Source organism: Rothia similimucilaginosa, assembly GCF_029850875.1.
Taxonomy (GTDB): Bacteria; Actinomycetota; Actinomycetes; order Actinomycetales; family Micrococcaceae; genus Rothia.
Genome location: NZ_JAOVAM010000002.1, coordinates 284,476 through 300,821, shown reverse-complemented (window position 1 = coordinate 300,821; position 16,346 = coordinate 284,476). Strand labels below are relative to the sequence as shown.

Below are 16,346 nucleotides of genomic sequence, written 5' to 3'. Positions count from 1 at the left end.
CGGAAGTCGTACGCATTTTCGTTGCGTTCGGTCTCTACCTGAGCAGACACAGCGATTCCTTAAATAAAGACAGATTGATAAAAACTTAACCCTCCAAGTGTAACGCGAAACCCGGACCGAGCCAGAGTTGAGACTGTCTCAACTACCAAATGGACGGCACCGCCCGCCCGAGAACCCGCGCAATCACCGATGCGGCAGGCGGGTTTCAGAGCCCTTTCAGGCTTCTCCCCTAGAATTAAGAACGGGACTTTGCCATCCCAGTACCCAACCCGCGAAAGGTACCCATGACCTCCACCGTTACCTCGGACTCACCCAACGCCTCAGTTCTTGAGGGCGTGCCCGGCCCGCTCATTCCAGGCACCCGCCACGACACCCTCATCGGTGACGGCGCTCAGGCGGTCATGACCCGCTACTGGCAGTACGGCAAGGGCATGAACGACGGCACCTTCCCCGAAGGTTCCTACCCTGTGCTGCTCGTACACGGCTTCCGCGGCGATCACCACGGCCTAGAAATCATCGCGAACTACCTGCTGAAGCTCATCCCGAACGTCAGCATCATCAGCCCCGATCTGCCCGGCTTTGGCCGCTCCGCAGACCTCCCCGAAGGTGCTCAGGGCGAAAACAGTCAGGGCGAAGACAACATCAACGCGTACGTGGCGTGGCTGAACAACTTTGTGAAGCACACCAACCCCGCCCGCGAGGATACACAGCCCCTACCGCTACACCTAGTCGGCCACTCCTTCGGCTCCATCGTCACCAGCGCCTTCGCCGCCGCACACCCGAACTCGCTCGCGCTTCTCTCGCTCATCAACCCGATTAGCGAACCCGCCCTCGAAGGCAGCCAGCGCGTCGCCTCCCGCCTCGCCTCCCTCTACTACCGCGCCGGAGCGGCGCTCCCCGAAAAAATCGGCTACCCGCTGCTGCGTTCGCAGCTGATCACCCGCGCCTCCAGCGAAGTCATGATGCGCACCAAAGACAAGGCAATGCGCCGCTTCATCAATGGCCAGCACGCCGCCTACTTCGGCTCCTTCGGCTCCCGCCGCGGAGTGCTCAGCGCCTACGAAGCGTCCATTACGCACACCGCAGCCGAATACGCCGCCGCAATCCGGGTACCGGTTCAGATGCTTGTCGCCGAAGACGACGACCTGGGTACCCCCGAAACAGCTCGCGCCATGTACGCGACGCTGACCTCCCGCGACCTGCCCGCCTCTTCGTCCGGCGCCCGCGAGCGCCTGGACATGATCCCCGAAGTCGGGCACCTCATCCACTACGAAACTCCTCACCGCGCCGCGGAACTCATCGCCGATTTCGCCGCCGAACACTAAGGGAACGAACAGAAGGAACCAACATGAAACTCATGGTTGACGCCCGATACACCCGTATCGGCTTCCACGACGGCATCAGCCGCTACACCGCCTCCCTGTTGGGCGCGCTCAAAACCCTCATTGACACCGGTGACGAAGCCGCCACCGACCTCGACCTGACCATGATTATTAGCGACGAGCGTCAGCTGGAGATGCTACCGGATTTGCCGCACGTGAAAATCTGCTCGCCCACCGGCCCGCTCGAACCGACCGCCTCACTACAGTTGAACAAGTACGCCCCGGACGTGGTGTTCTCCCCCATGCAGACCATCGGCTCCGCCGGACGCAAATTCAAGCTGATCCTCACCCTGCACGATTTGATCTACTACTCGCACCCGACCCCGCCCGGGTTCCTGCCCGCACCGGTGCGCGTGGGCTGGAGACTCTTCCACAAGACCTACACCCCGCAGCGCTTCCTGCTCAACCACGGCGACGCGGTCGTGACGGTTTCTGAGTCGACCGCCGCGCTGATTCGTGAGCACGAGCTGACCACTAAGCCGCTATTCGTGGTGCCCAACGCCCCGCAGCCCGGCAGCGTGGTCTCCCGCCAGACCGCGCTGGAACGTGTCATCACCCGTGAAGAGCAGCCCGTCAAGCACCTGGTGTACATGGGTTCGTTCATGCCGTACAAGAACGTAGAAACTCTACTGTTGGCGATGCGCTCGCTACCGGATTACCGCCTGCACCTGCTGTCAAAGATGCCGCCGCAGCGTCTGGTGCAGCTCACCGACGAACGCCTCATCGGTGAGAACGTGAAGGTCCACAATGGCGTGAGCGATGAGGAGTACCAGCAGTTACTCCGCCAGGCGCACGCGCTGGTGACTGCCTCCCGCGAGGAAGGTTACGGCCTGCCCGTGGTTGAGGCGCAGGCTGCCGGCTGTCCCGCGGTGATTAGTGACATCCCGATTTTCCGTGAGATTGCGCCACACACCGTGTTCGCGCCGGTTGACGGTGCCCCGGAGGCACACGCCGCCGACTGGGTGAAGGCTATCCGCTCCCTGGAGGACCCCGCCGTTCGCGAGCGCGTGATTATTGATGGCCTGTCGGATGTGCGCCGCTACTCCTGGCGCGACTCAGCACTCAAACTGCTGGAGGTCGTGCGCGGGCTCTAGGGCTTGCAAGGCTTACAGAACGCGGCGCTAGATTACGGCGCTAGACACAGTAATGCCGCCGCACTCCCCCGAAACTCGGGAGGGTGCGGCGGCATTCTACATATTCAATTCCTGGGCACCGGGTAGCATATGCGACGTACAGCGGCGGCGTGCAAGGGCGGCTCACAGCAACGATGTACAGTGGCGGTTCGCTACACACTTCCTCCGCGCCGACGCAGGGAACCCGCCCTCGCAGAGCTCGGGCACCCTGAGGGCGCATCCGGAAGGTGCAGCCTCACCGCATCACACCGAAGCAGAAATCCTTATACGTAAGCTCCGCGAGCCGCTTCCTTCGCAGCCAGCTCATCCGCGTGACCATAAGTGTAGAAAATCTTCGCGTCATCCAGCTCAGCGAAGCGCGCCAAGTAGCGGTAGATAGCTCCTCGGTCATATCGGAAAGCAACACGGGGTTCGGGGGCATGACACCGTAATTGTGTACAGAAGCAGACCCTCCGCATGCAGGTTCATATGCGGAGGCGATCATAGTCTGAGTCACCAGCATTCATCTTTCGTTGGTGTACACGGTGTGAAGCGTGCGCGAAGTTGAGTGATAGATACTGCCAAACCACCTCGACAAGCACCGAAATAGTATCCTCAGTGCTGAATATATTGCTGCAGATACGGAGACTACGCTAATTAGCAGCACCTAGAGCTATTATCAACCGCTAAATGCACAAAGGTGTATAAAATGGCTGACATGCACCCACACCGAGCAAGACTAATCTACACCCCATTAGCCTGTGCCGCACTAGTCTGGACTGCACAAGTTTGTGACGTACCCTTCTCCCCTACGCTCGCCACGGCTTCAATCTCCTCGCCATCGTCCTCATCACCATCAAGACCCAAAAGAGCCGTCACCATCGGCAGAGGGTTGAACTCACTCAGCTGACCCGTGCGGTCCACCTTACGCATCATGAATGCACACTGCAAACGCCGCTGAGTCAACGGCGAAAGCACCAACACCAGTAGCGCCTCCACCACAAAAATGCCAACCAGAACCCACAGCAACAGATCCGAAGAGCCCGCCTCCTCACGCAGCTGCTGAGCATCCGCCACCAGACGAACAAAGCCCTCCGAATGCAGACGCGAGGTATCATGCCCCGTCAACGCGGCCAGCATCAGCAGAAGCATCGCATACAGCCCGTAATGCATAGTACCCATCCACTTCTTCACACGCGCAAAACCGCGGTTCAGTTCCGTACCAATATCGGTGAAAGCCTCCGCCCTCTGCGCCTGCTCACCCGCCGGCATCATGTGCGGCACCAGGCGGTGCGAAAGCATCAACGGCACTGGCGAGCACGCATCAAAATACTGCATGTGACTATTCACCGACGGGCCTGGCAGGGTCACAAAGCTGACATCCACACCGGCGGACTGAGTAATATTTGACCTGCCGATACTGTCACCATGAGCAGAAATCTCGCACCGGTCAGTCACATCAAGATCCTGCAACATCGGCGCATAAGCGCGCACATACAGGTGGCAGACGCTACGCACCGACATCATGAGCACCAGGACCAGCGCGCACCAAAACGCCACGGAGGCGGCGGTCAGCTCAGGGACAGAACCCTCAACACGCAGCTGAGCCAGTAGTAGCATGAACACCGCGTACAGCATGAAAACACCGTGCACGAAGAGCAACGGAATCAACCACTTCACGTAGGCGCGCGTGCCGTAGGGGTTGACCAGGCGCGCATCCGCCAGACGCATATCAGCCGGACTCTTTGCGGAGGGAGTTTCGGGGGTGCTTTCCCGGGCGCACTTGCAGACAATACGCGCCCTACCCTTCAGGGTGCCCAGCACGCTCGCAACCAGCGGCGCCATGCTCAACACCAGGGGTACCAGCATTGCATAGTGCAACAGCGAACGGTACGGGCCAAACAGCAGGGACACCTCCACCAGCCAGGAAAACGCCGCGACCGCACTCACCCACAGCAGCATGGCGCGGTTACGGTAACCACCAGCTACGTCCAGGCGCCCCGGAATATCATTGCGGTCACTAGCGATAATGCTAATCGGCACCACGCCACTACCCAGGCCGTAGAAGAAACGAATCGGCTTCCTACCCGCCGCCGCACGACGACGCAGCAGCTCATAGCTCAAATATCCACCCTGCGAATGGGCAATAATACCCACCGCATCGCTACGGGAACTCAAATCGTCCAGCTGACGATCCAGACGCGCATAAATACGCTCCAAATCGTGTGAATCCGGGCTGGTCGCCGTCTGAATCAGCTGCGTCGGAATAGCCTTCACCAGGGCCCACAGCTCACGGGCACGACGAGCCAAAACCCAGCCCACAATACCCAAACCGAGCACCGCCGCAAGAGCCGTAAACGCACCCTGCACAGTGCCCAGGGACGCAACAAAAGCATCACGGAAGGTCATCACAGCCAACGCCGCCAGCACCAGCCACAGCGCCACATTCACAAACCGAGCCATAAAACGCAATAGGTGCCCGGCACGCTCACGCCAGGTCACGCCGGGGCGCTCACAGTAGAAGCAGAACATCAGAAACAGCGGCAAAACCGACACCAACCAGGGCAAATGCTCCTTCAACGGGCGGTAATGCTTGGGCCGCCAGAAGCCTTCCTGAAAAAGAAGGCTACGGCGAGTGACTGTGCGAACCGGGCGCGGCTTCGGCTGAGGCAGACGCGGAAGTTCAAGATTGGGCAGCTCGATATTGGGAAGCTCAATGTTCGGGAGCTCTACCTTGGGGAGCTCAATTTTTGGCAAATCAATCTTAGGGAGCTCAACCTTAGGAAAATCAATGCTAGAGAGATTAAAACCGGCACTCTCCGGGCTTTCTTCGACCGGGGCGGCGGGGTATTCTGTGCGCTCAATCGTCAACGAATACGTCAGCTCGCTATGGTGGCTCAGCGGGTTCACCTCAGCGGCAGGCGGGAGGGTATCGCCGTCAGGAATCACCTCAACACGAACCCGTGCAGAATCCTCCTCGGAGGGATTCTCTTCAGAGAGCGCAACAGAATCCGCACCCGTGTTCAGCGCCAACAGAGTCTGCACACTATGCGCTACCGGCTTGCCAAAATACGCGAGCGTCTCACCATGATTCTGGTAGCCAATACCGTGAATCAGCAGCACCGCCGCATCATGGTGCTTACCTTTGCGGTGCAGGACACTCTTCGGATGTGCAGAAGCATACTCAGCCAGCCGACGATGCTCACCGGCAGGCAGCGCACTACCCTTCAGCAGATGAGGCATCTTCGGCATGCCTCTCACCTCCTCGCCTCTGCGCACAACGCGCCCGCAAACCCGCCTACTTAACACTCACAGCACACATATCGGTGCTGCCCGGTGCGTCTCTTTGGGGGCAAAAATCACCCCTCACTAGAACACTACAGCACGACTAGAAAATCACAGCACGTCCAGGCCGTCACATCGAATCTGAACCGGCCGCTCCCCCACGTTCTTCTTCAACGCCGCAATCGTTGCACGCGTAGCACGCAATTCGCGGGTCACCTGCTGGGCAATGCCGTACGAGAAGAACATCAGGGTACGCCAATCGCCCTGAACCGGCGCCTCCTCAGAATCTTCTTCAAGAGACTCCGACCAGGCAAAATACCCCTGATTCAGAGGAACCGGACCCACAATACGCAACTGCTCACGAACCCGCTCCTCCAGCGTAGAAGAGCCCAAGAACTCCTCAATGAAGGCGCGAACATCCGCTTCCGCACCGGTCACCGCAGCCGTACGAACCGCCGGAGGCAGGCCTGTCTGAGAGCGCTCCTCCAGCTCCCGGCGAGCAAACCACGCCGGGTCCCAACGCACCAGCGCCTGCTCCACCGGCGACGGCGAAGCAGTCGTCACCACCGTGCCCTCAAGAGCCACCGGACGAACCAACGCCGCCGCATTCAACCAGCGACGCAACGCCGCCTCCGGGGCACGCAACGAATCAAAACGAAGCATCTTATCGGCATCCAACAAAAGCGCCGCCGCATAGCCACCAAAAGCCACCGGCTCAGCACCCGGAGTCGCCACCACCAACGCAGGCTCAGGACCAACCGACGCCCGCACATGGTCACCCGCCGAAGAAATCACCGGAACATTCGGAAAGGCACGACCCAGCTCCTCAGCAGTACGAGTCGCACCCGCCGCCGAATAACGCCAATGCGTAAAACCGCACTCAGAACAACGCCACTGCTGCGCCAAATGACCGCACCACGAACACGACGGAACTGACGAACCCGAAGCCACCGACAAAGGCCCGCTACACTCGCCACAACGCGCCGGCATGCGGCAACGCTCGCACGAAAACGACGGAATATAACCGCTACGCGCCACCTGCACCAACACCGGGCCACGCGCCAACGCCCGACGAGCATGCTCAAACGCCAGGTGAGGAATACGCGCCATCGCCGCCAACGGGTCACGTGCCAACTCAAACTCCGACCCCGTCGAAAAAATACGCGGCGAATAATCACGCACCAGCGCACGCGGCGCACGTACATGAGACGCCCAGCGGGTACGCACCAAACGCGCCGCTTCACTACTCATGCTGAACCCGGCAAACAGCGCCGCAGTATTCTCAGCAGAAGCACGCAGAAGCAACACATCACGGGCATGACAATACGGGGCGCGCTGCTCCACCAGCGAGGAATCGCCGTCATCCCAGCACACCACCAGGCCCAGGTTCGCCACCGGCGCGTAAGCTGCCGCGCGGGTACCAATCACCACCGGAACCTGCCCCAAACGTGCCTTCACAAACCCGTGATAGCGAGTATGCGGAGTCGAATCAGAACTCAAACGCACAAACGCGTTAGCCGGTAGGCGTTCGGCGAGCGCCGCCTCCAGAAGATCCAGGTTCTTAGCGGTCGGAACCACAGCAATAGCGCCGCGACCACTCGTAGCAGCGGTTGCGAGTGCGGTCGCCAAAACATCCGCCCAGGTGTGCTCCAGGTGGCCGGGAAGAACCGTCATCACGGCGCGGGTCGCGGCACCGGCGGCAACATCCTCAATGAACTCCGCACCGTTCTCATAATCGGAGAAGACGGAGGCGGCATCGGGCACGTCCAGGTTCAGCGCCGGCGGGTCCAGTACGAAGGGCGCGGGTGCGCCGGGGGTGGCAAGCCAGGCGTACGTGTCAGTATGAGTGGAGGCAGTGGCGGAGGCGGCAGAAGACTCGGGAGCCGTGTGCTCAGATTCCGCAACCTCGAGAGCCGCGTTCTCGGGGGTGTTTTCCTGCGGCTTCTCCCCCACACTTTTGGGGTTGCTCTCGGAGATGTTTGCCGGGCTGCTCTCAGGGATATTGGAAGTACTTACCCGGGCAGAATCACCCAAATATGCCGACTCGTAACCCGGCAGAAGAGGCGCGTACTTCTTATCTAGAGCGGCAATACGCGGCGGCACCGCCAGACGCAAAACATTCGCCACCGTGGAGGCGTAACGGTCGGCAAGCGCCTCGGCAAGCGCAAAAATTTCGGGCGCAACAGACGGCACACGCGACAGCGCCGACTTGAGCGGCAGCAGCGAGGTGCGCGTCCAATCGGTCGTGGCGGCGCGCTCCTCAATGTAACCGGTCAGCTCATGACCGTTGAACAGCACACGCACGCGGGCGCCGGGCACCGCATCCTCACTCAGCTCAGCGGGCACGCGGTAATCAAACGTGCGGTCCACCTGCGGCAGGGTGCTATCCACGCGCACACGCGCCACAGGGTTCTGCACACCGCTCGCCTCCAGCTCAGCGGCAACATTCACCGGCTCCGGGGCAGCCGGAATCAGGGCATCACGAAGAGCAGGAAATCCCTGCAACAGGTCAAGCTGTTGCAGGGATTCCTGCTGGGCACCCAACGGTGCCGAAGAGTTCGATTCAGAACTGCTCTGAGTCACCCGAATCAGCGTGCTCCTCTACCCTGACAGATATTAGGAGGAGGACACTGCCGAACGCAGCGCATCCACGCGGTTCAGGCGCTCCCAGGTAAATTCCGGCTCGGTACGACCGAAGTGGCCGTGAGCTGCGGTCTTCTTGTAGATCGGGCGGCGCAGATCCAGTTCGTTAATGATTGCCAGCGGGCGCAGGTCGAAGACCTCACGCACAGCCTTCTCAATCTTAATCGGGTCGACCTTCTCGGTGCCGAAGGTTTCAACGTACAGACCGACCGGCGCTGCCTGGCCGATAGCGTACGCAACCTGAACCTCGGCGCGGTCGGCAAGACCGGCGCCCACAATGTTCTTCGCAACCCAACGCATTGCGTACGCTGCGGAACGGTCCACCTTCGACGGGTCCTTACCGGAGAACGCGCCACCACCGTGACGAGCCGAACCGCCGTAGGTGTCCACAATAATCTTGCGGCCGGTCAGACCGGCGTCACCCACGGGACCGCCCTGAACGAAACGGCCAGCGGGGTTCACAATGAACTTAGCGTTGGAGGAATCCAGCTCGACGCCGCCCAGAACCGGTGCAATCACGTGCTTCTCAATGTCTGCACGCAGGTCAGCCAGGTCGTAGCTTGCAGTGTGCTGGCTCGAAACAACCACGGTGTCCACGGAGACGGGTTTGTTGTTCGAATCGTAGCCGAGGGTCACCTGAGTCTTGCCGTCGGGGCGCAACTCGGTCAGCAGGCCGTCCTTACGGACCTTGGTCAGACGCTCAGAGAGGCGGTGCGCCAGCCATATCGGGGCGGGCATCAGCACGTTGGTCTCGTTGGACGCGTAACCGAACATGATGCCCTGGTCGCCCGCGCCCTGGCGGTCGTACTCGTCAGCAGCGATGCCCTGACGAACCTCCAGGGACTCGTACACGCCGGCGTTGATGTCCGGGGACTGCTCACCAATGGACACGGACACGCCGCAGAACTCACCGTCGAAGCCGCGGGTAGAGGAATCGTAGCCGATACCCAGAATGGTCTCGCGCACGATGGAGGGGATTTCGACGTAGCTGGAGGTGGTCACCTCACCGGCAACATGCACCTGCCCGGTGGTTACCATGGTCTCCACAGCAACGTTCGCTACGGGGTCCTGGGCGATGATGCCGTCAAGGATGGCGTCAGAAATCTGGTCACAAATCTTATCGGGGTGGCCTTCAGTCACCGACTCGCTGGTGAATAGGCGCAGATGGTTAGTACTCACGGTTTCCACTCTACTGGTTGAGGGCGCGCGAAGATAGCGCGCTCGTAATGATGACGGTTTCCTTCAATTATGACACGTTTGTTAAGAGCTATTACGAGGCGGGTGCATAGTAGCCAGTCAGCTTCTCAACCGGCATTATCAGCGAAGCTAGCTCAACGCCGCCAAAATCTTCTGAGCCATCGCCGGACCAATACCCGGCACCGCCGTCAGCTCCTCGGCGCTCGCCTGCCTTATCTGAGCCACCGACCCGAAGTGCTTAATCAGCGCGGCACGCTTCACCTCGCCCAGACCGGGCACCTCGTCCAGGGCGGAGGCGACCATCGCCTTACCGCGCTTAGAACGGTGGAAGGTGATAGCGAAACGGTGCGCCTCATCGCGGATGCGCTGCACCAGGTACAGTGCCTGCGAAGTGCGCGGCAGGACGACCGGGTAGTCGTCGTCCGGCAGCCACAGTTCCTCCAGGCGCTTAGCGATGCCGGCAACGTACACATCCGTAATGCCTAGGTCGCTCAGCGCGGCGGAGGCGGCAGCCACCTGAGGCGGACCGCCGTCCACGAGCACCAGGTTCGGCGGGTAGGCGAACTTCGCAGGCTCGGGGGTGGAGGCATCAATCTCACCGGAGTGCACGGGCGCGGCTTCGCGTTCTGCCTGCTGCGCCAGGTGCCTCTTGAAACGGCGCGTAATGACGTCGTACATGCTGGCGGTATCGTCACGCGCGGCGTCGCCGGTAATACTGTAGGTGCGGTAGGCGTTCTTCGCGGGCATGCCATCCTCAAAGACGACCATGGAGGCGACCACGTTCGTACCCTGCACATGCGAAATGTCGTAGCACTCGATGCGTAGTAGCGGATCAGGCAATTCCAGCGCTTCCTGCAGCTCCACGAGGGAGGCGCTGCGAGTGGTCAAATCACCGGCACGGCGGCTCTTGTGCAGGGTCAGCGACTGGCGCGCATTCTCGGCAACCGTCTTCATGAGTTCTGCCTTGTCGCCGCGCTGCGGGACGCTAATTTCCACGGGGCCGCCGCGCACCTCCGCCAGCCAGAATGCCAGCTGCTCCTTATTCTCGGGCTCCACCGGCACCAGCACGGAACGCGGAATATCGTAGCTGTTCAGGCTCTTCTCGGCGTCCTTCTGGGAGGCGAGACTCGCCGCAATATCGCTGTACACCTGCGCAATCAGCTGTTCGATGAGCTGCGCGTCGGTGCTGTCGTTGACCTTCTCCACAATCCAGCCGCGCTGGCCGCGAATCCTGCCGCCACGCACAAAGAACACCTGAACGGACGCCTCCAGGTCGTCCTCAGCGTAGGCGAACAGGTCGGCATCCACGGTCGCGCCGAGCACCACGGCATTACGCTCAAACGCCTTAGTCAACGCGGCAATATCGTCACGAAGAATCGCGGCGCGCTCAAAGTCCATATCAGCTGCGGCGGCTTTCATCTCAGCAGTCAGCTGGGCGATATGCTTCTCAGCACCACCACCCATAAACCGGGTCAGCCCGCGCGCCAACTCGCGATGCTCCTCGGCGCTAATCTTGCCCACGCACGGCGCCGCACACTTATCGATATAGCCGAGCAGGCAGGGCCTGCCACTATTCTTCGCTCGGTTAAACACACCATTCGTGCAGGTACGCACCGGGAACACGCGCAGCAGCGCATCCAGGGTTTCACGAATCGCCCAAGCCTGCGAATACGGGCCAAAATAGCGCACGCCCTTACGTCGCTCACCGCGAGTGACCATCGCGCGCGGGTACACGTCATTGACCGTAATTGCCAGGTACGGGTATGACTTATCATCACGGAACGCAATATTGAACCGCGGCGAAAACTCCTTAATCCAGGTGTATTCGAGCTGCAGCGATTCCATCTCGCTCGCCACCACGGTCCACTCCACACTCGCCGCCGTATGCACCATCGCATAAGTCTTCGGGCTCAGTGTCTGTGGGGACGCAAAATAGCTGTTGAGGCGGTTGCGCAGGTTCTTTGCCTTACCCACGTAGATGACGCGGCCGTCGGTATCGCGGAAACGGTAAACGCCCGGGTCGGTGGGGATTTCGCCGGGGGCGGGGCGGTAGCTGGAAGGCTCTGCCATGGGTACTTTCTCCTAGCTCTACTGGGCTTTATGGTGGTTCTCTACGGGGTCGGTGCGAGGTCTCTGCGGTGGGGGTCTCTACGGGGCTGCCAGGGTCACCTCAGGCTCGCGCATACGACAAACCGCGCATCCTGCACCACTCTCCCCCAAAGCGCGGGGTCGGTGCGTGAATGCGCGGTTTAAGTCTACGCGGTATAGGCGGCGTGTGCCCTAACCTGCGTCACGTGCGGCTGAGGGCGAAACGTTATATTCGTGCTTTCGCGCCTGGCCGGACAGCTGAGCAATCTCATCCATGATCGTGTCGGTGGTGACGCGGCGCTGTTTGCCGGTCATCTTCTCGCCGATCTTCTCAAAGTAGAGCGGCTTGCCCACACGAATCGTGAAGCGGCGCGGGTAAATCATGTTCGACCCGGGCTTCTGCAGGCGGTCGGTACCGATCAGACCGACCGGTACCACGGGCGCGCCGGTCATGTGCGCCAGCCACGCCACACCAATCTTGCCGCGGTACAGGTAGCCGTCACGGGAGCGGGTGCCTTCTGGGTAAATGCCGAAGACCTTACCCTCCTGTAGCTTCTTCAGGGCAATATCGAGCGCCTTGAGCGATTCGGAACGGTCGGAGCGGTTCACGGGAATGATGTCCACGGCTTCGAAGAATGCCTTCATCATCTTGCCGCGCGGACCGGGGGTGTTCACGTACTCAGCCTTAGCTAGGAACGCTACGCGGCGCGGCATCATGGCGGAAATAATGATGGAGTCCAGGAAGGACAGATGGTTGGAGGCGACAATCACCGGGCCGGTGGCGGGGAAGTTTTCGAGTCCGGTCACGCGGGCGCGGAAGACGGTGCGCAGGATTCCGGTGATTGCTTTCTGGGTGGATCTGTAGAGAAGCACGTGAACTCTCCTGAGGTGCCGATAGATTGCGGGCTGTGGCGGCGGTCCGCCGTGGATGCGGGGTGAATGACCCCTTCTGATGATGCACCGTGTGGGTGCACAGAATCTATACTGAAAAAATTTGTACTGTGTTTAGTAGTATCGGGTTTTATTATTCCACACCCGAGTGTAGGAACGTGAGGGGTGCCGCACCTCCCTTCCACATGCTGGGATGCGCCTCCCGCCAAGGATTCAACCTCAACGTAATATTTCAGGTTTTTCGTCGTGTGATTGCAGATTTTCCAGCAAGGTAGCCGCGTCACATTGCGACGAAGCGTCAGTAAAGTTTCTTAAATACGCATTTAATATGCAAAAATAGGAGCAGGGTGGGCTGTCGCACCTCCCTCAAGGACGATTCACCCTGAACATAGTGAGCCGCCCCTCCAGCGGATGTGCGTCGGAACCACTCCACCTACACAATCCACGCACACTGGAGACATACACTATGGCTACAAAACCCGTCTCGCGTGCGCAGGCAGCAAAGATTGCCCGCCGCTCAGACACGGTCGGTGCCTATGCCGGAAAAGGCTGGGTACAGGCTGTTGCGTTTGTGATGCTCCTGGGCTTCACCATCATGGCAGTCCTTGCAATGCGCACCTACGCACTCTCCATGCCGCTACCCGACAAAATCGTCGGTAACGACGGCAAAACCATCGCAACCCAAGAACAGATTCTGCACGGTCAGGAGCTGTTCCAGGGACGCGGCTTGCAGCAGTACGGATCCGTGCTCGGCCACGGCGCCTACCTCGGCCCCGACTACACTGCAGAATACCTGCGCCTGACCACCGATGCCGCCGTCAAGGAGTACCGCGAACAGGGCAAGCAGGACCCCCGCGAACTCGTCAAGAACGAATGGCGCAAGGAGAACAAGTACGACGAGCACACCAAGACCATCACCTGGTCCGCTGGTCAGACCAAGGGCTACCAGCTCATGCTCAAGCACTACCGCGAAACCCTCATGAAGGGTGACACCTCGCAGGGCCTGTTCCCCAACGCCATTAAGAACGAAGAAGAACTGCACGACATCGTCGCATTCTTCGGCTGGACCGCATGGGCATCGGCGGCAGACCGCCCCGACCAGCCCTACTCCTACACCAACAACTGGCCTTCCGAACCCAACGTGGACAACAAGCCCACCGCGGATCTGATGGTCTGGTCGGCACTCTCCCTGATTGCCCTCATCGGTGGTACCGGTCTCATGTTCGCCATCTACGGCCGCTGGTCCCGCGCTATCGGCTGGCACGCGGAAGAGGCACCCGTCCTCGACTTCCGTCAGCCCGACGAAGTTCGCCTAACCCCCTCGCAGAAGGCAGCCTGCCTGCTCTTCGCAACGATTCTGGTGCTCTTCCTACTGCAGGCTCTGGTGGGTGCACTCACCGAGCACTACCGTGAAGAACTCACCGGATTCTTCGGTATCGACATGGGTCAGCTGTTGCCCTACACGGTATCTCGAACCTGGCACCTTCAGCTCTCCCTCTTCTGGACCGCAGGCGCGTTCCTGGCAGGCGGTATCTTCATCGCCCCGCTGATTACCCGCCGCGAACCCAAGAAGCAGGGTCTGCTCACCTACGTTCTCATCGGCGCCGTGGTCTTCGTGGTCCTCGGCTCGCTGCTGAACGAATGGTTCTCGCAGAAGGGCCTGATCCCCAAGGACCTCACCGGCTTCTTCTCGCAGCAGTGGGAGTTCCTGGACCTGCCGCGATTCTTCCAGATTCTGCTCACCGCAGGTATGTTCATCTGGATTGTCATCGTCTGGCGTACCCTCTCCGCTCGTCTGAAGGACTCGAAGAAGACCTCCCTGCCGTGGCTGTTCCTCTTCTCCGGCCTGGCCATCCCCATGTTCTACGCAGTCGGCCTGCTCGCAGGTCAGCGTACCCACGTGACCGTCGCCGAATTCTGGCGATTCTGGGTGGTTCACCTCTGGGTGGAGGACTTCCTCGAACTGTTCACCACCGTCATGGTGGCATACATCTTCGTGCTGCTCGGCGTAGTCCGCGAGCGCATCGCCATCTCCATCATCATGATGGACGCTGTGCTCTACTCCGTCGGTGGCGTGGTCGGTACCCTGCACCACACCTACTTCGTCGGTACCCCCTCCGAACAGATGGCATTTGGTGCGTTCTTCTCCGCAGCTGAGGTTATCCCGCTGACCTTCCTGACCGTTGAGGCATGGGGCTTCATGCAGCTGGGTGCTCGCCAGTACTCCAACCGCACCAAGCCTTTCCCGCACCGTTGGGCTGTCATGTTCCTAATTGCTGTAGGCTTCTGGAACTTCCTCGGCGCAGGTGTGTTCGGCTTCCTCATCAACCTGCCGATCGTGTCCTACTTCGAGATTGGTACGGCACTGACCGCAAACCACGCACACGCCTCCATGATGGGTGTGTACGGTATGCTAGCGATTGCCTTCGCGGTGTTCGGTCTGCGCTACCTGCTCCCGGAGAACAAGTGGCCGGAGAAGAGCCTGAAGTTCTCCTTCTGGACTCTGAATATTGGTCTGCTGTGGATGTCCTTCATCTCGCTGCTGCCGCTGGGTATTGCTCAGCTGTACAAGTCCGTGGGTGAGGGCTACTACGAGGCTCGTTCCTTCGCGTTCATTCACGACGGCGCCTCCGCCGTGATGGGTTGGATGCGTATGCCCGGCGACGTCATCTTCCTGGTTGGCATCATCCCGCTGATCAAGCTGGCACTGCTGGGTATCAAGGAGATTTTCTCCAAGAACGCTAAGGAAACCGTTCTGGAGCTGCCCGAGCCGCCGCTGTATGAAGAGGTTGAGGACGCTCGCATTGCAGAGTTCGCCGGTGCTCAGGCTGCCGAGGAGCTACCCGAGCAGACCAGCCCCTACCGTAGCGATCGTCGAGGCTAATCATGCCTGAGCAGATTGCTGGAGTTTCTTTCTTCGTGTGGCTGGCCTGCGTGTATGCGCTCGGTCTGGTCGCCGTGGGTTGGGGCTTCGATATTCTCGCTAAGCGCACCAGTCAGCGTTTCGTGGCGGCGCGAACTTTCGGGTTCACCTACCACGAAGAGAGCGACGCGTGGCTCTGCCCCGAAGACCAGTGGCTATGGGCGACCGCATTCGACTCGGATAACCGAGTGATGCGTTACCGCGCCAAGCCCAGCGTGTGCAACACCTGCCCTATCAAGGACACCTGCACCGTCTCGGCGAACGGCCGCGAGCTCACCCGCGAAGTGGACGAATGGCCCTACTCCGAGTCGGGCCGTTTCCACCGCGGACTGGCAGTGGCAGTGTCACTGCTAGGTGTGGTCACCCTCATTGGTGCCGCCATCGTCTGGCACTCCCCGCTGGAGCTTCTGGTGGAGGGTGCGGTCGTTGTGGTCTGCCTGTCGCTGACCTACCCGCTGGCTGTGAAGCTCATGCGTTCCCCCGCGAACTTCCAGAACGATCCGAAGCATATTCACGCATCCACCGCTGATGAATCGGTGAACGTGAAGATGGATCGTTTCGCGGCGAAGTGGGGTGGCGTGTCGAATGAGCGTAAGCGCCGCACCGAGCAGACCCGTAAGCAGATAATTGCGGATGCAACCCTGCCGGTTCGTACCTCCTTCCTCGACCCGGACCGCCCCGCATGGAGTGGTACCGGCACCTCCGTTCCGCGTCTGCATAAGACCACGAACGAGGTGTTGCAACAGCAGAACCTTGCTGATGCTCAGGTCGCGGAGGAAATGGCGAAGAAGTAGCGCTGCATAAGTTTTTCCGTTCCGGCGGCTG

The 16,346-nt window shown here is 60.4% G+C and carries 9 protein-coding genes; 4 read left to right on the top strand and 5 right to left on the bottom strand.

Going from position 1 to position 16,346, the window contains the following annotated elements; genetic code table 11:
- Window positions 1–284 precede the first annotated feature (284 nt).
- Both QFX05_RS02800 and QFX05_RS02795 read left to right on the top strand, forming a co-directional pair.
- The gene (locus QFX05_RS02800) at window positions 285–1,325 is read left to right on the top strand and encodes an alpha/beta fold hydrolase (RefSeq protein WP_279740727.1); all 1,041 of its coding nucleotides are present in this window, start codon (window positions 285–287) and stop codon (window positions 1,323–1,325) included.
- A 23-nt stretch (window positions 1,326–1,348) separates the two neighbouring features.
- Complete coding sequence (locus tag QFX05_RS02795) at window positions 1,349–2,476, top strand: glycosyltransferase family 4 protein (protein ID WP_279740725.1); 1,128 nt, start codon at window positions 1,349–1,351, stop codon at window positions 2,474–2,476.
- Window positions 2,477–3,238: 762 nt separating this feature from the next.
- Here QFX05_RS02795 and QFX05_RS02790 read toward each other — a convergent pair.
- The 5 genes from QFX05_RS02790 to QFX05_RS02770 form a co-directional block, all read right to left on the bottom strand.
- Entirely contained in the window at window positions 3,239–5,746 is a 2,508-nt protein-coding gene (locus QFX05_RS02790) for a lipase family protein (protein ID WP_279740723.1), read from the bottom strand.
- A 144-nt stretch (window positions 5,747–5,890) separates the two neighbouring features.
- A complete protein-coding gene (locus QFX05_RS02785) occupies window positions 5,891–8,362 on the bottom strand; it encodes a primosomal protein N' family DNA-binding protein (protein WP_279740722.1) in 2,472 nt (823 codons plus the stop codon).
- Between the two features lie 33 nt (window positions 8,363–8,395).
- A complete protein-coding gene (metK, locus tag QFX05_RS02780; RefSeq protein WP_279740721.1) occupies window positions 8,396–9,601 on the bottom strand; it encodes a methionine adenosyltransferase in 1,206 nt (401 codons plus the stop codon).
- 147 nt (window positions 9,602–9,748) lie between these two features.
- Window positions 9,749–11,689, bottom strand: a complete 1,941-nt coding sequence (gene uvrC / locus QFX05_RS02775; protein ID WP_279740720.1) for an excinuclease ABC subunit UvrC — start codon at window positions 11,687–11,689, stop codon at window positions 9,749–9,751.
- Window positions 11,690–11,899: 210 nt separating this feature from the next.
- A complete protein-coding gene (locus QFX05_RS02770; RefSeq protein WP_279740719.1) occupies window positions 11,900–12,580 on the bottom strand; it encodes a lysophospholipid acyltransferase family protein in 681 nt (226 codons plus the stop codon).
- Between the two features lie 484 nt (window positions 12,581–13,064).
- Between QFX05_RS02770 and QFX05_RS02765 the strand changes: the two genes are divergently transcribed.
- Together QFX05_RS02765 and QFX05_RS02760 are read left to right on the top strand one after the other, a co-directional pair.
- Window positions 13,065–15,482 carry a nitric-oxide reductase large subunit gene (locus tag QFX05_RS02765; RefSeq protein ID WP_279740718.1) on the top strand — a complete coding sequence of 806 codons (2,418 nt, stop codon included), beginning with the start codon at window positions 13,065–13,067 and terminating at the stop codon, window positions 15,480–15,482.
- A gap of 2 nt (window positions 15,483–15,484) precedes the next feature.
- Window positions 15,485–16,315: a transposase gene (locus QFX05_RS02760; protein ID WP_279740716.1), complete on the top strand. Its 831-nt coding sequence runs from the start codon at window positions 15,485–15,487 to the stop codon at window positions 16,313–16,315.
- Window positions 16,316–16,346 lie beyond the last annotated feature (31 nt).